This is a genomic window from Nocardioides sp. WS12 (assembly GCF_014108865.1).
Classification (GTDB): Bacteria; Actinomycetota; Actinomycetes; order Propionibacteriales; family Nocardioidaceae; genus Nocardioides.
The window spans coordinates 1,732,572-1,750,631 of the sequence record NZ_CP053928.1; the positions used below are offsets into that span (position 1 = coordinate 1,732,572).

Annotated in this window: 20 protein-coding genes and 1 pseudogene; 16 read left to right on the plus strand and 5 right to left on the minus strand. The window is 68.8% G+C overall.

The genetic code is table 11. The features are described 5' to 3' along the window. Nucleotides 1-3: 3 nt before the first annotated feature. Nucleotides 4-735 (minus strand): FCD domain-containing protein, encoded by a 732-nt coding sequence (locus HRC28_RS08195; RefSeq protein WP_182379628.1) that lies wholly within the window; start codon nt 733-735, stop codon nt 4-6. A gap of 116 nt (nt 736-851) precedes the next feature. On the opposite strand from HRC28_RS08195, the gene HRC28_RS08200 reads away from it, so the two are divergent. Further along, nucleotides 852-1,373, plus strand: a complete 522-nt coding sequence (locus HRC28_RS08200; RefSeq protein ID WP_237111749.1) for a gluconokinase — start codon at nt 852-854, stop codon at nt 1,371-1,373. 22 nt (nt 1,374-1,395) lie between these two features. Then, a complete protein-coding gene (locus HRC28_RS08205) occupies nt 1,396-2,778 on the plus strand; it encodes a gluconate:H+ symporter (protein WP_202033389.1) in 1,383 nt (460 codons plus the stop codon). A 5-nt stretch (nt 2,779-2,783) separates the two neighbouring features. Here HRC28_RS08205 and HRC28_RS08210 read toward each other — a convergent pair whose 3' ends face one another. Both HRC28_RS08210 and HRC28_RS08215 read right to left on the minus strand, forming a co-directional pair. After that, a complete protein-coding gene (locus tag HRC28_RS08210) occupies nt 2,784-3,185 on the minus strand; it encodes a type II toxin-antitoxin system VapC family toxin (protein ID WP_182379630.1) in 402 nt (133 codons plus the stop codon). Then, a complete protein-coding gene (locus HRC28_RS08215; RefSeq protein ID WP_182379631.1) occupies nt 3,182-3,433 on the minus strand; it encodes a type II toxin-antitoxin system Phd/YefM family antitoxin in 252 nt (83 codons plus the stop codon). Before HRC28_RS08215 ends, HRC28_RS08210 begins: the two co-directional genes overlap by 4 nt. A 124-nt stretch (nt 3,434-3,557) precedes the next feature. Here HRC28_RS08215 and HRC28_RS08220 point away from each other — a divergent pair, with 124 nt between their 5' ends. From HRC28_RS08220 to HRC28_RS08230, 3 genes are all read left to right on the plus strand, one after another. Then, nucleotides 3,558-5,270 carry an FAD-dependent oxidoreductase gene (locus tag HRC28_RS08220; RefSeq protein WP_237111750.1) on the plus strand — a complete coding sequence of 571 codons (1,713 nt, stop codon included), beginning with the start codon at nt 3,558-3,560 and terminating at the stop codon, nt 5,268-5,270. Further along, a complete protein-coding gene (locus HRC28_RS08225; RefSeq protein ID WP_182379633.1) occupies nt 5,267-5,806 on the plus strand; it encodes a hemerythrin domain-containing protein in 540 nt (179 codons plus the stop codon). Before HRC28_RS08220 ends, HRC28_RS08225 begins: the two co-directional genes overlap by 4 nt. A gap of 138 nt (nt 5,807-5,944) precedes the next feature. Further along, nucleotides 5,945-6,493, plus strand: coding sequence for a hypothetical protein (locus HRC28_RS08230; protein ID WP_182379634.1), 549 nt, complete (start codon nt 5,945-5,947; stop codon nt 6,491-6,493). 2 nt (nt 6,494-6,495) lie between these two features. Here the strand turns inward: HRC28_RS08230 and HRC28_RS08235 are convergent, their stop codons facing one another. Together HRC28_RS08235 and HRC28_RS08240 are read right to left on the minus strand one after the other, a co-directional pair. Next, a complete protein-coding gene (locus HRC28_RS08235; protein WP_182379635.1) occupies nt 6,496-7,494 on the minus strand; it encodes an HAD family hydrolase in 999 nt (332 codons plus the stop codon). Next, complete coding sequence (locus tag HRC28_RS08240; RefSeq protein ID WP_182379636.1) at nt 7,494-8,729, minus strand: helix-turn-helix domain-containing protein; 1,236 nt, start codon at nt 8,727-8,729, stop codon at nt 7,494-7,496. Before HRC28_RS08240 ends, HRC28_RS08235 begins: the two co-directional genes overlap by 1 nt. A 348-nt stretch (nt 8,730-9,077) precedes the next feature. On the opposite strand from HRC28_RS08240, the gene HRC28_RS08245 reads away from it, so the two are divergent. From HRC28_RS08245 to HRC28_RS25125, 11 genes and pseudogenes are all read left to right on the plus strand, one after another. After that, entirely contained in the window at nt 9,078-10,211 is a 1,134-nt protein-coding gene (locus HRC28_RS08245) for a helix-turn-helix domain-containing protein (RefSeq protein ID WP_182379637.1), read from the plus strand. A gap of 117 nt (nt 10,212-10,328) precedes the next feature. Continuing rightward, nucleotides 10,329-11,078, plus strand: a complete 750-nt coding sequence (locus HRC28_RS08250; protein WP_182379638.1) for a hypothetical protein — start codon at nt 10,329-10,331, stop codon at nt 11,076-11,078. A gap of 58 nt (nt 11,079-11,136) precedes the next feature. Then, nucleotides 11,137-11,787, plus strand: coding sequence for a hypothetical protein (locus HRC28_RS08255; RefSeq protein WP_182379639.1), 651 nt, complete (start codon nt 11,137-11,139; stop codon nt 11,785-11,787). A gap of 118 nt (nt 11,788-11,905) precedes the next feature. Further along, nucleotides 11,906-13,024 (plus strand): hypothetical protein, encoded by a 1,119-nt coding sequence (locus tag HRC28_RS08260; protein WP_182379640.1) that lies wholly within the window; start codon nt 11,906-11,908, stop codon nt 13,022-13,024. After that, nucleotides 13,017-13,649, plus strand: coding sequence for a hypothetical protein (locus tag HRC28_RS08265; protein WP_182379641.1), 633 nt, complete (start codon nt 13,017-13,019; stop codon nt 13,647-13,649). Before HRC28_RS08260 ends, HRC28_RS08265 begins: the two co-directional genes overlap by 8 nt. A gap of 10 nt (nt 13,650-13,659) precedes the next feature. After that, a complete protein-coding gene (locus tag HRC28_RS08270) occupies nt 13,660-14,277 on the plus strand; it encodes a hypothetical protein (protein WP_182379642.1) in 618 nt (205 codons plus the stop codon). 9 nt (nt 14,278-14,286) lie between these two features. Beyond that, a complete protein-coding gene (locus tag HRC28_RS08275; RefSeq protein WP_182379643.1) occupies nt 14,287-14,622 on the plus strand; it encodes a hypothetical protein in 336 nt (111 codons plus the stop codon). Nucleotides 14,623-14,668: 46 nt separating this feature from the next. Next, a complete protein-coding gene (locus tag HRC28_RS08280) occupies nt 14,669-14,902 on the plus strand; it encodes a hypothetical protein (protein ID WP_182379644.1) in 234 nt (77 codons plus the stop codon). Nucleotides 14,903-15,164: 262 nt separating this feature from the next. Further along, nucleotides 15,165-16,250 (plus strand): hypothetical protein, encoded by a 1,086-nt coding sequence (locus HRC28_RS08285; protein WP_182379645.1) that lies wholly within the window; start codon nt 15,165-15,167, stop codon nt 16,248-16,250. Between the two features lie 36 nt (nt 16,251-16,286). After that, a pseudogene (locus HRC28_RS25600) lies at nt 16,287-16,775 on the plus strand (ATP-binding cassette domain-containing protein); the annotation flags it as partial. Nucleotides 16,776-17,279: 504 nt separating this feature from the next. After that, nucleotides 17,280-18,059 carry an ABC transporter permease gene (locus HRC28_RS25125; protein ID WP_237111840.1) on the plus strand — a complete coding sequence of 260 codons (780 nt, stop codon included), beginning with the start codon at nt 17,280-17,282 and terminating at the stop codon, nt 18,057-18,059. Nucleotide 18,060: the final 1 nt, after the last annotated feature.

An 18,060-nucleotide genomic window follows, 5' to 3' on the forward strand; every position in this document is an offset into this window, starting at 1 on the left:
GACTCAACCGACAGTAGTCGACTCCGGGCCGGTGTCCTCATCCTTGTCGTCGCCATCCACGGCGTCGGTGGCCTCCTCGATGATCGCCGCCATCGCTGCCCGCGCTGCGGTGGCGTCCCCCGATCGGACGGCACGGGCGACCTCGACGTGCAGGTCGATGGCCTCGTCCTTGGGGTGCGCAGGCATCAGGTGATGGTGGGTACGGCCGGCCAGGACCTCCGCGACGACGCCGTCGAGGGCGGCCAGCATCTCGTTGCCGGACGCCTCGAGCACGATCTGATGGAACAGGACGTCGGCCGCAAGAAAGGCCTCGAGGTCCCCGGATCGACCGTGCACGACCATGTCACTGGCCGCGGCGGACAGCGCGCCGCACTGGTCGGGCGTGGCCCGGACCGCCGCGAGTCCGGCCGCGACCGGCTCGAAGCCACTGCGCAACTCACCCAGCGACCGCAGTTGGGCCACGCGGTCCTCGGAGTCCAGGCGCCAGCGGATCAACCGCGGGTCGAACACCTGCCAGGAGGTCCGCGGCTGCACGGTCACGCCGACCCGCTGGCGCGAGGCGACCATGCCCATGGAGGCGAGCACCCGGACCGCCTCGCGCGACACGGAGCGACTGACGTCGTACTCGCTGTCGATGGTGTCGAGGGTCAGCACCGTGCCGGCGGCCAGCGTGCCGCTGACGATCCGCTGCCCCAGGGCATCGAGCACGTTGTCGTGCAGCGCGGTGCGCGCCATCGCTCCTCCAATAATCAGATTTATTGGTCCAAGGTCTTGATAAAACCAGATTAATCATCGCACACTGTGACGGCCAACACATCAGGGCACATCAGGGACCGTCCGCAGGAGGCGACATGACCAGCATGAACCAGCAGCCCCCGCAACTCGTCGTGATGGGCGTGTCCGGGTCGGGCAAGTCCACCGTCGGCGCGGCGCTCGCGCAACGCCTCGGGGTTCCGTTCGCCGACGCCGACGACTTCCACCCGCCCGCCAACATCGCGAAGATGACCGCCGGCCACGCCCTCGACGACGTCGACCGCCACCCCTGGCTGGAAGCGATCGGGGAGTGGCTCGCCCGGCACGAGCAGGGTGGCGTGATCAGCTGCTCCGCCCTCAAGGTCGCCTACCGCGACCAGCTGCGCACCCACGCACCGCGCACCGCGTTCGTCCACCTGCACGGATCGCGCGAGGTCATCGCGCGGCGCCAGGCCAGCCGGCCCGGCCACTTCATGCCGGCCTCGTTGCTCGACTCGCAGTTCGACACGCTCGAACCGCTCGGGCGCCACGAGGCCGGCCTCGTCATCGACGTCGACCAGGACGTCGACGCCATCGTCCAGGAATACGTCGACCGCATCGTCGCGGCCTCGACCGACTGAGGAGCCACCCCCTATGTCCGCCATGTCCGCCCATCTCGTCCTCGCCGCTGGCACCGACCTCGTTGATCCGGTTGCGTCCGAAGGCCGCCTGCTCGTCGCTGCCCTGCTCGGCATCGGCGTCATCGTCGCGCTGATCATCGCCGGCAAGATCCACCCGTTCCTCGCCCTGACGGCCGGCGCCATCACGGTCGGGATCACGGCCGGGGTGAGTGTGGAGGTCGCTCTGGCCAGCTTCACCGGGGGCTTCGGGACCACGGCCGCCGGCGTCGGCATCCTGATCGCGCTCGGTGCGATGTTCGGCAAGATCCTCGCCGACAGCGGCGGGGCCGACCAGATCGTCGACACGATCATCCGGCACGCCTCGCCGCGCGCCCTGCCGTGGGCGATGGCGCTGGTGGGCGCCATCATCGGCCTGCCGATGTTCTTCGAGATCGGCCTCGTCCTGCTGATGCCGGTGATCTACCTCGTGGCCCGCCGCTCCGGCCAGTCGCTGGTCACTATCGGCATCCCCGCGCTCGCCGGTCTCTCCGCCATGCACGGTCTGGTGCCGCCGCACCCCGGCCCGCTCACGGCGATCGACTACCTCGGCGCGGACCTCGGCACCACGCTCGCCCTCGGTGTCGCTGTTGCCATCCCGACGGTGATCATCGCCGGCCCCGTCTTCGGTCTCGTCGGTCGGTACGTCGACGTGGCGGTGCCCGAGCAGTTCGCCGCCCCGGAGCGGGCATTCGACCGCCGACCGAGCTTCGTCGTGACGCTGGCGTCCGTGCTGCTGCCGGTGGTGCTGATGATGGGCAAGGCAATGGCCGACATCTTCATCGACGACAAGACCGCCCCGCTGCGCCGCACCCTCGACGTGCTCGGCACCCCACTGATCGCACTGGCGATCGCCGTCGTGGTGGGCATGTTCACCCTCGGCTTCGGTTCGGGCATGGGACGCGACGGGGTCGCGAAGTCCCTCGAGTCCTCGCTGCCCGGTGTGGCCGGCATCCTGCTGATCGTCGCCGCCGGTGGTGGATTCAAGCAGTCCCTGGTCGACACGGGGATCGGCACGATCGTGGCCGAGCGGGTCGCCGACTCCAACATCTCCGTCCTGTTGCTGGCGTGGTTCGTCGCCGTACTCATCCGGCTCGCGACGGGCTCCGCCACGGTCGCCACCGTCACGGCCTCGGGGCTCCTCGCGCCGCTCACCACCCAGCTCTCCAGCGGCGAGGTCTCCCTGATGGTGCTCGCGATCGGCGCCGGGTCGGTGTTCTTCTCCCACGTCAACGACGCCGGCTTCTGGCTGGTGAAGGAGTACTTCGGGATGAGCGTCGGCCAGACTCTCAAGACCTGGTCGGCCATGGAGACGCTGCTCTCCGTCACGGGCCTGGTGTTCGTGATGGGGTTGAACATCTTCATCTGAGCTGGTCAGTCGTAGGGATTGATGACCAGGACGCCGGTCCGGGCGAAGTCGGCGACGTTGCGGGTGACGACGGTCAGGTCGTGGACCTGCGCTGTCGCTGCAATGTAGGCGTCGTTGATCGGCACCGGGTCGGGCACATGCAGGGCGGCAGCGCGCAGAGCAACATCGGTGTCGACGCCATGGGTGCGCCACGCGAATTCAGGCAGCACCCATTCGTCGAACCAACGTCGCAGCCGGATGGCCTGTCGTGGGTCGCGGCGTTCGAGGAGTAGCACGCCTCGCTCGAGCTCCATGGTGGTGATGGCGCTGATCGCGCACGCGTCTTCATGGGCAGCCAGCCATGCGGCGACGGTTCTGTTCCTGCGAAACATGTCGCTGAGCACGTTGGTGTCCAGAAGGAAGTTCACAGGTCGAGGGGGCGGAAGGCCTCGATCTCCCGCGGGGGGAGGGGAATCTCGATGTCCTCTGCCCCCGGAGGGCCCATCAGGCGGTCGGCCAGCGTCCCGGCGCGGCGCTTCAGCTCCTCGTAGTCGGAGATCGACAGCAGCACGTGGGATGGCCGACCCTTGTCGGTGATCACGACGGGGCCGCCCAGGGCCGCCCGTTTGGCCGCGCTCACGTCGCGGTTGAACTCCCTGCTCGTGATGAGTGTCATCGCGACCACCTCCTGTAGGTACCGTACCTACATCGTACGGCGGCAGTGTTTCCATGGCGACGATCCTGAGCGTCGGGTCCGACAATCGGTGGTCGCTTTCCACAGGCCCCGCCAGACTGGTCCTGTGAACGCATCGAACCCGGTGAGCGATCCCCTCATCCTCCTCGTCTCCGCCGACGAGATCGACGTCCTGACCGAGCAGTTCCTTCGCTATGAGCACGACTACGACGTCCGCACCGCCACCACGGCGACGCAAGCGACGGCCGCGCTCCGTGAAGCCGTCGAGAGCGGGCAGGCGGTCGCGATGATCGTCACCGAGTCGGAGTTGTCCGATCAGGACCTGCTCATGGCGATGCACGAGTGGCGCACGCTCATGCCGACCGCGCGCCGCGTCGTCGCCATCCCGATCTCGCGCTTCGCCAGCGACTCGGTAGCCCTGCGGCCCTACTTGCAGAAGGGGAAGTTCGACACCTACCTCATCCTGCCGCAGGGCCGACGCGACGAGGAGTTCCACTACGCGATCGTCGAGCTGCTGAGCGACTGGGGCGCGACCGTGGCCGCGTCGGTGATCGACACCGTCCGGTTGATCACGCCCGATGCGTCGCCGCTGGCCCTGGCCATCCGCGACTTCCTGGACCGGACCGGCTTCCCACACCGCACCTACCCGCCGGACAGCCCGCAGGGGCAGGAAGCCCTTGCGCTCTACGACGGCACGCCGTCGTACCCGCTGGTCCACCTGTCCTCGCGGCCCTTCGCCGAGCACCCGATCATTGCGCCGACGTCGGTGCGTGAACTGGCAGCCTTGATCTACGGGCGCCCCTCGGACATCGAGGTCGACACCGTGGTGGACCTGGCCGTCGTCGGCGCTGGTCCGGCGGGCCTCGCGGCCGCCGTGTACGGCGCCTCGGAGGGGCTGAGCACGATCGTGCTCGAGTCCGAGGTGATCGGCGGACAGGCCGGCACGAGTTCGATGATCCGCAACTACCTCGGCTTCCCCCGAGGGATCTCCGGGATGCGACTGGGGCAGCGCGCCCGCGTGCAGGCGCTGCGGTTCGGCGCCCGCTTCTTCACGGGATGGCCGGTCGAGGAGCTGGTGCCCGGCGTCGACGGCGCCCCGCACACCCTCGTCACCGCCGGTGGGTCGGTGCGGGCCCGCGCCGTGATGGTGGCCTCCGGTGTCGCCTACCGCCGCCTCGGCGTCGCGCCCCTCGAGGAACTCGTCGGCACCGGCGTGCACTACGGCGCCGCGATGACGGCAGCCCGCGAGATGGAGGACCGTGACGTGTACGTCGTCGGCGGCGGCAACTCCGCCGGCCAGGCCGCCGTCCACCTGGCCCGCTTCGCCCGCTCGGTCACGATCCTGATCCGCCGCGAGGACCTGTCGTCCACGATGTCGAAGTACCTCATCGACGAGATCGAGTGGAACCCGCGGATCAGCGTGCGGTCGTGCACCGAGATCATCGACGGCGGCCCCGACGACAGCGGTCAGCTGGGCTGGCTGCAGTTGTGCGACGTCCGCACCCGCGTCGAGGAGCGGGTGAACGCGGGCGGGCTGTTCCTGCTGATCGGCGCGGCTCCGCACTGCGACTGGCTGCCCGACGACGTACGACGTGATGACCACGGGTTCGTGCTGACCGGGCGTGACGTACCCACCGAGTGCTGGGTCGACGACCTGCCGCCGGAGAACCTCGCGACCTGTGTGCCCGGCATCTTCGCCGCCGGCGACATCCGCTCGGGCTCGATGAAGCGGGTCGCGTCGGCCAGCGGCGAGGGTGCGTCCGCGGTGTCGTTGGTCCACGCATACCTCGAGGGGCTTCGGGTACCTCCGGCTCCATGACCACTGGAATCGACCTGGGCCGCCCCACTTCGGGTGACGTCCTCGACCTGATCAGCGATGACCACCGCCGTTTCGAGCACCTCCTGGCCCAGTTGCGCCAGGCCACCGCTGACCGCGACGCCGTGCGTCAAGCGTTCGCCGATGTGCTCGTTGCCCACGGCGCGGCCGAGGAGGAGATCGTCTATCCGGTGCTGCGCCGCAAGGCAGGCGACGTCGACGCGCACGACGTCGAGCACGGCAAGGAGGAGCACGCCGAGGGCAACCAGGCGCTGCTCGCCGTCCTCGAACTCAAGGGCACCGACACCCAGGCCTTCGTCGACGCGGTCGAGGAGCTGAGCAACCTCATCGCCCACCACCTTGCGGAGGAGGAGTTGAGCATCATCGAGCCGGCGCGGTCCGAGGTGTCCGACAAGGTGCGACGTGAGCTCGGCGAGAAGTGGTCTGCACGCCGCAACCAGTTGATCGACGAGGGCTGCGGTTCGCTGGAGAAGGTGCGACACCTGGTGGCCGAGGCCGAGCGCAAGGGCGTTTTGTAGGGTCTCTGCATGGCGAGCAAGCGGCGGTGGAGTCGATACAAACCCCCTGCCGAGAAGCGGGACGAGACCGGCCAGCCCGTCGCCGTTCGCAACGCGAAGCCGAAACCGAAACCGAGGTCGCGCTCGACGTCGAAAGTCATGCCGCCGAAGCCGAAGGCCAGGGCCGGCGTGAAGCTCAGCAGCTGGGTGGGCTTCCTGATCGTGGTCGTCAGCCTCGCTGTCGTCGTCGGGATCATCGTCGCGGCAAACTCGGGTGACGACGAAGGCATCAGCGGGGACGTCGACACCTCCCTGTTGACGGAGGACTTCATCGACGAGGGTCTCGCCCAGGCGCTGAAGGTCGAGGGCAAGGACGCCGTGTCCGTGCGCCTCTCCGAGTACGACCTCACGGTGGAGTACTTCGACCCCAACAACCGCGAGACGCGCTACTTCGAGACCAATGACTACGTCGAGGGCTACGAGCTGCGCGTCGAGAAGAGCCACTACGACAGCTACCAGCCGGTTCCGTTCGACCTCTCCACGATCGATGCCGCCACGATGATCGCCGCCGTCAAGGACGCCCTGACGAAGACCGACGACGTCTACACCTACGACCTGCGGATCGACGTCGACCGCGACACCGGCGACGTGCAGTGGGTGGTCAGCGTCGGTGGCGACGACTCGATCCAGGTGACCTCGGCTCCCTGAGCTCAGGGACGCACGGCAACGACGGTCACGACCGCACAGCCGACGACGGCGTACGCCGCGGCGAGGACCGGGGTGAGCACCCCCACCGCAGCGAGTACGACGCCGACCGCACCGAGCACGAGGCCGACCCGTCGGGTCGCGACCACCCGCCGGGCGGCGCGACGGGTGAGCGCCAGTGCCCGGGCGACCCGCGTGACGTCGAGGTCGCGCAACCGGATGCCGCTGCTGACGGTCTCGGCGTCGGACAGTGCCAGGTCGGCCGAGGTCTCCGCGGACCCGGAGGCGACGGCAACGACGCGGCCCCGCCCGCGATAGTCCGCCACGAGCCCCGGTCGTTGCGCGGCCAGTGACCCGGCGTGCCAGTGCTCGATCCCGCAGAGCTCGGCCAGGTGGCCGGTATTGCGGTCGGTGTCCTCCGAGACGAGGACCGGGTCGACGCCGTCGCTTCGCAGACGCTCCACGGCAGCAGCAGCATCGGGCCGTACGTCGTCGGCGACCGTGATGTAGCCGATCGGCCGGGAGTCGACCTGGACCCCGACGGTGACGCCGACGTCGTCCCGCTCGGCCATCCCCAGCCATCCGGGCGCACCCACGCGCACCGGGTGCCGGTCGACCGAGCCGCTGATCCCGGCGCCGTCGTGCTGCTCGATCCCGCTCACCTTGCCGCGTGCGGCCAGGCGCGCGATGGCCTGGCCGACGGGGTCCTCGGACTCATGGCCGAGTGCGCCGGCGAACCAGCGCAGGTTGCGGTCGTGGTCGGGTTCGAGGGGCTCGACGGTGGTGACCCGCAGTTGCCCGGTCGTGACCGTGCCCCACCGGTCCAGGAGCACGGTGTCGACGCTCGCCCCGACGCGGAGCGCGGTCGGGTCGTCGAAGTAGATGCCCGCTTCCCGGCCGCGGAGTCGCGTCGCCCAGCGCGTCAGCGGGACGCCGTACGCAAGGAGTGCGGGCAGCGCCGCCAGGAGGATCGCGATCGTGGCGCCCCATACGCCCCCGGTCATCAGCCGACCTCCTGCTCTCGGAACCGCTGGAAGTCGCTCTGGTCGCCGGCGATCCACAACGGCACGCTGGCCTTGAGGAGCAGGGTCAGCTGGATCACGAAGTCGGGGTCGTGGAGCGAGTCGCCGAACAGTTCGTTGATCCGTTTCCAGCGGTAGCGCACCGTCTGCGGGTGAACACCGAGTCGGGCCGCGATCGCCGGCGCACTGTCGCGGGTCTCCAGCCAGACCAGCAGGGTCTCGGACAGGATCTCGCGGGAGTTCTCGGTCTCGCCGAAGAGTGGCTGGAGCAGTTCCTGGGCCAGTTGTCGGCGCAGGACCGGCTCGGCGTGCAGCCAGATCTCGGTCCGGAACTTCACGCAGTCGATCACGGGTCGCGCGGGGATCACCTTGGCCGCCACCAGGTCCAGGGCGCGCGTCGCCCAGACCCACGCCGCCGGTGCGTCCGCCCGCGGGACCGGCCAGCACACCGCGATCCGGGTGCGGGGGGCAACCGCCTTCATCGCGGCCACGACGTCGTCGGTGTCGGCGGTCGCGCACACCACCGGCTGCGGGGTACGCCCCGGCCGGGTCAGTCCCTCGGGGCCGAGGACGTCGCCACTGATCGGTTCGTCCGGTCGTACGTCGACGGCGATGACCGTGACGGAGTCGGGGACCTCCCACGCCGCGACCGCGGCCTGGGTCTGTGTCTCCTCCTCGTCCCCGGCGAGGAGCGCGGCGAGCAGGCGGGCGCGGGCCAGTCCGGTGTCGGTGTTGCGGGCCTGGGTGCCGGCGGCGTAGCCGACGGAGATCTGCGCGGTCAGGTGTGCGACGAAGGCGGTGACAGCCCCGTTGATGGCGTTCAGTGCGCTCGCGGAGAGCTCGTTGTCCGCGGCCCGGACGCGCAGTTCGTCGAGGATCTCGCCGACTGCGACCGTCATGCCCTGGTCGATGAGTTCCTGGTCCCGGCCGCGTACGGCGACGCGGTAGCCCACCTTGCGGAACGCGTCCTCGACCGGCATGTAGGAGACCTCGCGGCCGAGGGCTTCGTCGACGAACAGCCGCATGGCGTTGTGGATCGCCGTGAAGACGAGATGGCGCAGCTTGCTGTCGTCGGGAGCATCGAGCCCCGGCACCGTCGCGCGCACCTGCTGGGTCACCCGCTCGGCCACCGGACGCACCTCTGCCTCGAGGCTGCTGAGCATCCACTGGGCCGAGCCCGGCAACGAGACCCGTTCCTGGGTCTCGTCCGAATTCATCTGGTTGTCCCCTCCCGTGCGGCTGTCCCGAACGCTGCGCGAAGCGGGCTCGACGGGAGCCAACACCTCCGCGTGCCGCTGTGACGTGGAACATACCTCCGCGGGTCGAACGACGGGAGAATTTGTCACCCGCATGACAAGTAATGGCTGCTGAGCGCTGGTTCGGCTCCGTGGCCGCTGGCGCTGGACACGGTTCCCCGGCTCCTTCACCCGCCGTTGTCATCCACCTGACAAGGGAGCGTCGCTTTCGGCTGTCCGGCCGATCGGGACCTTGCGACGGGCGCTCGCGCTGTGGCTGGCTCATGTGGCGGTCGTCACTGACGGCCCCGGAGGGACGAGAGGGAGATCGTGGTGCTCGGGAGCGTGATCGGCGGGTGGGCCGACATCATCGACGGCGACGCGCTGGTCGCTGCGTTGTGTCGCGACCTCGACTCCGCGGACCACGCGCTGCCGCCGGCCGTGGCCCGGTCGATCCTCGCCGCGACCCGGGCCTTCGTCGTTGCCGACGGCCGCTCCGACGATGCGGCCCGCCAGGTCGGTCCGGTCCTGATGGGTCTGGGACGGCGCGCTGCCGTGCGTGGTCACTCCGCAGTTCGGCTGAGCCAGGACCTCCAGCGCGTCGTGGAGGACCGGTCCCGGATTGCGGATCCTGTCATCGCCCGGATCGATCATCCCGAGCAGCGCGACCTGGTCCGGTGCCGCCTGCGCCAGTTCCTGCACCAGGTCCGGCACGCGACACTGACCGGCCACCGACAGGCCCACACGATGATGGCGCTGGGGCTGGACGCCCGACGCGACATGGTCGCCCGCGCGCTGTTCGCGTCGGGGTCCGTCCCCGAGGAGCTGCTCCTCCTTGCGGGCATCGACACCACGGCGTCGTACGCCCCGGTCGTCTGGATCACGGGCAACGGGGCGACGCACGCGGTGGCCGCGATCGACGACGCCCTGGTCGAGGGGACGGGACGGAGCGCGCTCGTCCCCGAGCACCGGCTCGATGACCTTGCGCTCGCGCCGGGGGAGCGCGTCGTCACGGGGCCCGCGCGGCCGCCGTACGACGTCGGCGACGCGCTGCAGCTCGCCCGTCAGGCCGCCGCGGGACTGCGGGCCGGGCTCATCGGCAACGAAGCGCCGATCACGTCGTGCATCGACGTCGCTGCCGAGCTCCTGCTCGCCGGCCGTCCGGCGCTGACCGAGATCCTCGTCGAGAAGTACCTCGCCGGACTGCGTGACCTCCGACCGAGCCGCCGGGTCGAGGTCGGCGAGGTCCTGTTGACCTGGCTGGAGTCGCGCGAACCGCTCTCGGTCATCGCGACCACGCACCACGTCGCACGACAGACCGCGCACGACCGGCTACGGGCCGGCAAGCAGCTCCTGGGAACGGCCATCGACGAGCCCGCTGCCCACGCTGCGATCGTCGTCGCGCTGCACGCCAGCCTGCCGCGCTGGCGCGAGGAGGTGGCTGCCCGTGCGGCCCGCTCCTGACCGTGTTTTCCGGGCAGGCGTCCGGATTTCGGGCCGTTGCCCGACCTTTCCGTTGACCGTGGAAGCCGCTGGCTCCCACGGTGACGGTGCATCGCACCCCCACCCCCAGGAGATCCAGTGAACGTCCTTTCCCAGGCACGCAGGCGGTCGGCCGTCGTGGCCAGCGCCTTCGCACTGCTCGTCGCCACGGCGGCGGTCGCGCAGCCCGCGGCCCACGCTGACGAAACCAACCCGAACCACCTCAGCGTCGTGTACGACGCCGTCGGCTCGACCCACATCGGCGCGCAGATCGACGCCGACATGGCCCTCGGGCCCACCACGATCGAGGTCACCATCGACACCGCGGCAGCACTGCCGACGCCGATCGTCGACGGGACGATGACGATCCCCAGCAAGGTGATGACGTTCAGCATCTTCGGCATCCCGAGCCGGGCGACGGTCACCATGACCCAGGTCGGCCCGGTCACCGGAACCCTGACCAAGCTTCCGTCTCCGCGGCAGGCGCTCGACCTCGAGACGCAGGTCAAGTACGACATCAGGCTCAGCAACGTCGAGGCGAAGGTGTTCGGCATCTGGTGGCCGCTGGCCGTGGGCAGCAACTGCCACACGATCAACCCGGTCACGATCAACGCCAGCAGCCCGATCGACAACAGCACCACGCCGCCGACCGGCTACTTCACCATCAATGCCGGCGGCCCGGTCACGGCGACGTACACGATCGGGAACTTCACCGGCTGCACGCCGCTGAACTTCTTCGACATCCCCGGGTTCTTCCCGTGGTTCGGCTCGATCCCGATCAACTCGCTGGTGCCCGGCACCGACAACACGCTCGAGCTGAGCCTGAGCAACCCGCGCCCGCCGGCCTGATGCCTGCATCCACCGACTGCTCCACAGGTAACACCCCCACCACCCAAGGAGAAACCCCATGAAGAAGCTCAACCGGTTCGCCAGCACGATGATGGTGACCACGGCCGCGGCCTCCGCCGTCCTGGCCATGACCGCGACGTCCGCCCAGGCTGCGACCACCTACACCCCCACGGGTGGCCCCGGCGCCAACTTCGTCGGCAGCAGCGTCAGCTTCACCGACATCGAGGCCGGACAAACACTCACCTGTACGCAGTTCGACCTGAGCGGATCGATCATCAGCTCGGGATCGAGCCGTGCGTACGGCGCCGACGGCGGCACCCTCGGAACCCTCTCGTCGAGCGGCTGTTCGCACCCGCTCGCGGGACCGACGACCGTGACGCCGAACGGAACGTGGACCGTCGCGATCACCGGTGACGCCACCGGATCGTCGTGGCCGGCCAAGCTGAAGAACGTGTCTGCCGACGTGTCCGCCGTGAACTGTGACTTCAGCGCGTCCGGTGAGGTGAACGGCACGTTCAACGACAGCACCCAGGTCTTCACGCCCAACGCGGGAGCATCGGGCCTGACCATCGACAGCGGCGCCGGTGCCCCGACCGGGAGCATGTGCGTGACGCTGGACCTCCAGTCCGGCGACAACGTCGCAGTGGGTGGCAGCTGGACCAACACCCCGCCCTCCGGCAGCGCGGCGCTGGACATCTCCAACCCGTGACGTCGGTGTCCTGAACTGGAGCCGGTGGTGCACGTCGGATTCTCCGACCTGCACCACCGGCCTTCGGTGATTTGTGTACTACCGTCCCCATCAGCCCACTCGGAGGTCAGCAGTCATCATGCGAAATCGAACCCCGCGCCCCGGTTCCATCCGGCGCAATGCCGTCGCTGTTGCGTGCCTGGTGGCTGTGGTGTCGCTGTTGCTGTCCACGCCGAGCAGCAGTGCGCCCGGTGACCCTGCGCCCGGGTTGGATGACCTCCCGGCGGTGAAGGAGTTGACGACGAGCCAGGCGGTCGCCGCTCTTTCGCAGGGCACGGTGGTCAGACGGTCCAAGACGTACATCACCATGGGCACCGACACTCCGATGTGGGCCGCCGTGTACGTGTTCATGTACAACACGCCGACGGACAACCCCACCTCCACTGTGTCGCAGTGTGCGCGAGGGCGCCGCTGTGTGCCCAACCCCTTCTTCCAACCGGCATGTGCGACCGACGACATCAACACCCAGCGGAAGGGCCAGTACTTCAGGAGCTACATCTTTCCGATGTCCAAGCTGCCGGGCGGTGGAGTCGACGTGGGTCTGGTGGCCCGTACCGACGTCAGGCTGGTGGCGTTCGGTTCGATGCCTGCGACGGCAACCCTGACCCTGCGGGTTCCTCAGGCAGGTGCGCGAGTGAAGCCGCTGGTGGCCCACACCTGGCAGTCATCAGGCGGCTGCGATCCAGCGCAGGTGGGCGCTTCGGCCGACTCGCTGGTCGAGGGGCAAGTCGAGATCCGGTTGAGTGACCTGAAGGTCGATGGCGTGCCTGTTCCTCTAGGCCCTTCGTGCCGCACCGAACGACCTGCCGACCTGGCCTTGTGGGGAGACCCGGCATCGGGTGGCTACTTCCCGGGTTCGGGCGGAAGGCTCTTGGCCTACGACGGGGCGCATGTGGGCTCCCTTGGGCGGCTGGACGATCCGTTCTACGTGGAACTGCAAGGGCGCGTCATCCCGCCGTCGACGGGTGTGACGATTCCTCCCTTCACCGGCTGTGGCGTCGGCGACGACCTGGACCCACTCATCACGGCGATGGCTTCGGGGCCCAACAATCCGCTCCGCGTGATGCAGGGACAGGCCAGGTTCTGGGACAGCGGGTTCGACCTCAACAATCTTGAGGCATGCGATGCAAGCGGACGCTGTCCCCTCCCGGTTCCCCCGTTGGGCGATCGGCCACCGCTTCCCAACGGGGATGAGTGACGTGCGGGCGCAGACAGCAGCTGCCCGTCGGGTTGTCGCGGCCACCGCGTTCTCGCTGACTCTGGTCACTGTGACGTCGGGGAACGCTGAGGCCACCACGGACTACACGCCGACCGGCGGGCCGGGAACCAACTTCGTCGGCAGCAGCGTCACCTTCACCAACGTCGAAGCCCTCCAGACGTACTCCTGCTCGCGCCTCGACGCCGCCGGTCAGGTCGCGGCGCCGGGCACGAGCCGCGCTTTCAACAGCGAAGCGGTCGACCTGGGCGCGCTGACCGACAACTGCACCCATCCGGTCTTCGGGCTTGTGGATTTTGATGTCGACCCTGATTGGGGACTTTCCATCACCGGATCGCCGAGCGGTACTTCGTGGCCGACGAGGTTGGATCAGGTGGACATGACCCTGTCCGCGGTCAACTGTGACCAAGCCTTCGAGGGATCCGTGGACGGCACGTTCGACATCGTGACCCAGCGCTTCACTCCAATCACCTCCGATCTGGTCGTCACATTGGTGGTGGGCAGTTCCTGCACCACCTTTGACTTCCAGGTCGGCGACCACATGGAACTGAACGGCCAGCTCACCAACATCTCGCCTGCGGGCAGTGTCCCGCTGAGCTTCTCCTGAGGACTCCTCGATGAACTCCACTCTTTCTCGGGCCATGCGTTGCGTCACCGTCGCGGTAGCGTCGGTCACGGTGATTGCGGCATCCGCCACCAGCGTCTGGGCCACGACTGACTACACACCGACCGGTGGGCCGGCTGTGAAGCTGCAGGGAACGAACATCGCCATCACCAACGTTCCCGCCGCTCAGACGATCACCTGTTCCCAGTTCACCGTTCCCGGCACCGTGACGTCCCCGGGAATGAGCCGTCCGCTCGGCACGACAGCCGTCGGTCTTGGCACCCCGTCGGAGACCTGCTCCCATCCGCTCATGGGCTCGATCTCCTTCGACGTCTCGTGGAACTTGGCGGTGCTTGATGCCAGTGCGACGTCCAGTTGGAGGGTCCGGCTCGTCGACGTGTCAGGGACGGCGGCCTGGGCCAACTGCGAGTGGACCTTCGAAGGACAGGCGGACGGCCTCTTCGACACAGCGACCCAGCAGTGGACGCCGACGACGTCGGCGCTGGTCATCACCGGAGTGGTCGGCTCGATGTGCGTGACGATCGACTTCCTGCCCGGCGACGAGATCGTGATCTCGGGTTCGCTCACCAATGTCCCACCCGCGGGCAGTGTCCCGCTGAGCTTCTCCTGAGGACCTCCGATGAAATCCACGCTCTCCCGGGCCGTGCGTTGTGTCACCGTCGCAGTAGCGTCGGTCACGGTGATTGCGGCGTCCGCCACCAGCGCCCGGGCCACGACCGACTACACCCCGACCGGTGAGCCATCGCTCAATCTGGTCGGGACGAGTGTCTGGTTCACGAACGTGCCGGCGAATCAGACAGTCACGTGCAGCCAGTTCGACGTCGCGGGTCAGGTGGTCTCGCCTGGGACCAGCCGAACCTTCGGCGCGACGGCTGCCGATCTCGGGGTGCTCACGCACACGTGCTCGAACCCGATCATGGGCCCGACTACCCTCACAGCCGATTTGGGATCTTGAAGTGCTTGCGGGGTCGGGAACCTCGTGGACGGCCCGGCTCGCTGAGGTGAGTATCAAGGTGTCACACGTCAATTTCGTCTGGCGGTTCGAAGGGACAGTTGACGGCACCTTCATCCCGTCGACGCAGAGATGGACGCCGACGAGTTCCGATCTCGTGATCACCTCAGTTGTCGGCACCATGTGCGTCACGATCGATCTTCTTCCCGGCGACGCGATGGTGATGGGTGGGTATCTCACCAACATCCCAACCGCCGGCAGCGGGCCGCTGACGCTGTCCTGACGCCGCGCCCACAGCGGCCCCCATCGGAACCGCCACTCCCCAACAGGGATGGCGGTTTCGGTGTCTCGAGACGGTGCCGGGTGGCCGCTGGTCATGACGGGGCGCTCAGACGGATCGGCACGTAGGCGGCGCAAAAGTTGTCACGCGCATCACAACATCCGTGTGGTGCGGGGATCGATTGCGTCGAGCCCCTAGCCCCGGTCTCGCCATCCGCCTTGACTAGCCGCAGGCCGAGTGACGGCCGTCACGGGAGAGGGAATCGATGTCTCGGGCAACGAAGGCGTTCCACCGCATTCTGCGGGGGAACCGGGCACGCACCGTGCTCACCGTCGTGCTCGGCGTCCTCCTCGCGACGACCGGTCTGGTCGGGGGAGCGGTCCAGGTCCTCCGGGTCGCATCGGCCGATCCAGCCCCCGCGACGCCGGAACGGTCGGAGGCGACCTCCCAGGCAACAGCCCTCGTCTCCGACGCGGTTCCGGCGGTCGCGGTGGAACCCGCGGTCGTCGTACGACGGCAGGCGGTCGGCGAGCCGAGCGACTTCCCGGGGTCGCTCGGCTCCGCCCCGCCGGCCGCCGTGGCCGCCTACCAGCGGGCCGCGGCGATCATGACCGCGGCTTCGGACTGCGGACTCGACTGGACGGTGCTCGCCGCCATCGGCCGCGTCGAGTCCGACCACGGGCGCGGCCCCGCCGTGGGAGAGCTCCTCGACATCCCGGACACCGACCTCGGCAAGGTCGACGGCAACGAACTCCGGGACGCGCCCGTCGGTCCGATGCGACTGCTGCCCGCCACCTGGGCCGTCGTGGCTGTCGACGCCGACGACGACGGGGTCCGCAATCCGCAGGACGTCGACGACGCCGCCCTGGCGGCAGCGGTCCTGCTCTGTGCCGGTGGACGTGACCTCGTCAGCCTGTGGGAGCTGGTGCCGGCACTCTCGGCGTACCACCCGGCGCCCGGCTTCGTCCGCACCGTCCTCGCGCTGATCCGGCAGTACGAGAAGGAGGCGGCACTGCTGCCCGTCCCGGTGGTGCCCATCGGTCCGTTGCCCGTGTTGCCCGAGCTCTGCGAATGCGATGACGTCCAGGCCCGGCCGGTGCTGCCCCGTGCCTCGACGGAGACGGGGTCGGCTGCGCTGACGCCCCGGCCGTCGGAGCCGACGTCCGAGAGCAGCGACCCGACCACGGATCCGACTGAGCCGATCAGCGAGCCGACCACCGAGCCGACCGAGTCGCCCACTGATCCCACCGAGTCGCCCACCGGCCCCACGGACCCGACCGAGCCGACCAGCGAACCCACCGAGCCCAGCACCGCCACGACCACCAGCAGCGACCCCGCGGTCGCGCCATGAACACCCGCATCAACACCGACAGGCAGGAGACCCGCCATGGGCGGCACCGTTGAGGTCACCGGACTCACCAAGAGCTTCGGTTCCCAGAACATCTGGAGCGACGTCACGCTGACGCTCGCGCCGGGTGAGATCACGGCGCTGCTCGGCCCGTCGGGGACGGGCAAGTCGGTCTTCCTCAAGTCGCTGATGGGCCTGCTCCGCCCGGAGTACGGCAGTTGTCTCGTCAACGGCGTCGACATGGTGACGGCCAAGGAGTCGCACCGGCTCGACCTGCGCAAGAAGTTCGGCGTCCTCTTCCAGGACGGCGCCCTCTTCGGGTCGATGAGTGTCTACGACAACGTCGCGTTCCCGCTGCGGGCCCACACCCGCAAGACCGAGGCGGAGGTGCGCCAGATCGCCCTGAACAAGCTCGACATGGTCGGACTCCTGGGGCAGGAGCACAAGCTCCCGGGCGAGATCTCTGGCGGCATGCGCAAGCGTGCCGGCCTCGCCCGCTCGCTGGTCACCGAGCCCGAGATCATCCTGTGCGACGAGCCTGACTCCGGCCTCGACCCCGTCCGTACGGCGAACCTCGCGCAACTGCTGCTCGACGTGAACGCCCAGACCGACGCGACCATGCTGGTCGTCACGCACAACATCGAACTGGCGCGCACCCTGCCCGACAACCTCGGCATGCTCTACCGGCGCCAGCTGGTGATGTACGGACCGCGTGAGCAGTTCCTGCTCACCGACCACCCGGTCGTCTCCCAGTTCATGGCCGGCGACCCGGTCGGCCCGATCGGGATGAGCGAGGAGGTCGACCACAGCGTCAACGCGCCGGTGCTCGACGCGTACGGGTACCCGGCCGACGCCGTCGGTGCCCACACGATGGTGCGTGCCGGTGCCCGGGCCATCGAGGTGCTGCCGCGCCAGTTGCTGCCTGCCAGCGGCCTCCCGCGTCCGGCCACCGAACGGCACGCCCGGAGAGTCGCTTCGGGGGAGTCGGCGCTGTACATCGCCGACGACGAGGAGGTAGATCGACCACCTTCCGTGAAGCGTCCCGACCCCGTCTCGCGCTCGCTCGACCAGGTCGGTGCTTTCTTCGCGCTGGCCCTCGACACGATCCGCGCCACCTTCCGCCGGCCGTTCGCGGCCCGCGAATTGCTCGACCAGTTCTGGTTCGTCACCAGCGTGTCCTGGGTCCCCGCGATGTTGATCGCGATCCCGTTCGGCGCCGTGATCGCCCTCCAGCTCGGCACCCTCACCGTCCAGGTCGGCGCGCAGTCGTTCACCGGCGCGGCCTCGGTCCTGGCCGTCGTACAACAGGCAGCGCCGATCGTCACCACGCTGGTGATCGCGGGAGCAGGAGGTGCGGCCATCTGTGCCGACCTCGGCTCGCGGACCATCCGCGACGAGATCGACGCCATGAGGGTGATCGGCATCGATCCCGTGCAACAACTCGTCGTCCCCCGCGTGCTCGCCTGCGTGATGGCGGCCGTGCTCCTCAACGGACTGGTGTCCGTGGTCGGTGTCCTGGGTGGCTACTTCTTCAACGTCGTCGTGCAAGGCGGTACGCCGGGTGCGTACCTCGCCAGCTTCACGGCGCTTGCGCAGATCTCCGACCTGTGGGTCGGCGAGCTCAAGGCCGTCATCTTCGGCTTCCTCGCCGGTGTCGTCGCGGCCTACCGGGGCCTCAACACCCGCCCCGGGCCGAAGGGCGTGGGGGAGTCGGTCAACCAGTCGGTCGTCGTGACCTTCCTGTTGCTGTTCTTCGTGAACTTCGTGATCACCACGCTCTACCTCGAGCTCGTCCCCGGGAAGGGAGCCTGAG

Excerpts from the sequence above, each read along its gene's own strand:
- HRC28_RS08195 (WP_182379628.1), bottom strand. The coding sequence starts at position 735 with ATGGCGCGCACCGCGCTGCACGACAACGTGCTCGATGCCCTGGGGCAG.
- HRC28_RS08200 (WP_237111749.1), top strand. The coding sequence starts at position 852 with ATGACCAGCATGAACCAGCAGCCCCCGCAACTCGTCGTGATGGGCGTG.
- HRC28_RS08205 (WP_202033389.1), top strand. The coding sequence starts at position 1,396 with ATGTCCGCCCATCTCGTCCTCGCCGCTGGCACCGACCTCGTTGATCCG.
- HRC28_RS08215 (WP_182379631.1), bottom strand. The coding sequence starts at position 3,433 with ATGACACTCATCACGAGCAGGGAGTTCAACCGCGACGTGAGCGCGGCC.
- HRC28_RS08225 (WP_182379633.1), top strand. The coding sequence starts at position 5,267 with ATGACCACTGGAATCGACCTGGGCCGCCCCACTTCGGGTGACGTCCTC.
- HRC28_RS08230 (WP_182379634.1), top strand. The coding sequence starts at position 5,945 with ATGCCGCCGAAGCCGAAGGCCAGGGCCGGCGTGAAGCTCAGCAGCTGG.
- HRC28_RS08235 (WP_182379635.1), bottom strand. The coding sequence starts at position 7,494 with ATGACCGGGGGCGTATGGGGCGCCACGATCGCGATCCTCCTGGCGGCG.
- HRC28_RS08240 (WP_182379636.1), bottom strand. The coding sequence starts at position 8,729 with ATGAATTCGGACGAGACCCAGGAACGGGTCTCGTTGCCGGGCTCGGCC.
- HRC28_RS08255 (WP_182379639.1), top strand. The coding sequence starts at position 11,137 with ATGAAGAAGCTCAACCGGTTCGCCAGCACGATGATGGTGACCACGGCC.
- HRC28_RS08260 (WP_182379640.1), top strand. The coding sequence starts at position 11,906 with ATGCGAAATCGAACCCCGCGCCCCGGTTCCATCCGGCGCAATGCCGTC.
- HRC28_RS08265 (WP_182379641.1), top strand. The coding sequence starts at position 13,017 with ATGAGTGACGTGCGGGCGCAGACAGCAGCTGCCCGTCGGGTTGTCGCG.
- HRC28_RS08270 (WP_182379642.1), top strand. The coding sequence starts at position 13,660 with ATGAACTCCACTCTTTCTCGGGCCATGCGTTGCGTCACCGTCGCGGTA.
- HRC28_RS08275 (WP_182379643.1), top strand. The coding sequence starts at position 14,287 with ATGAAATCCACGCTCTCCCGGGCCGTGCGTTGTGTCACCGTCGCAGTA.
- HRC28_RS08285 (WP_182379645.1), top strand. The coding sequence starts at position 15,165 with ATGTCTCGGGCAACGAAGGCGTTCCACCGCATTCTGCGGGGGAACCGG.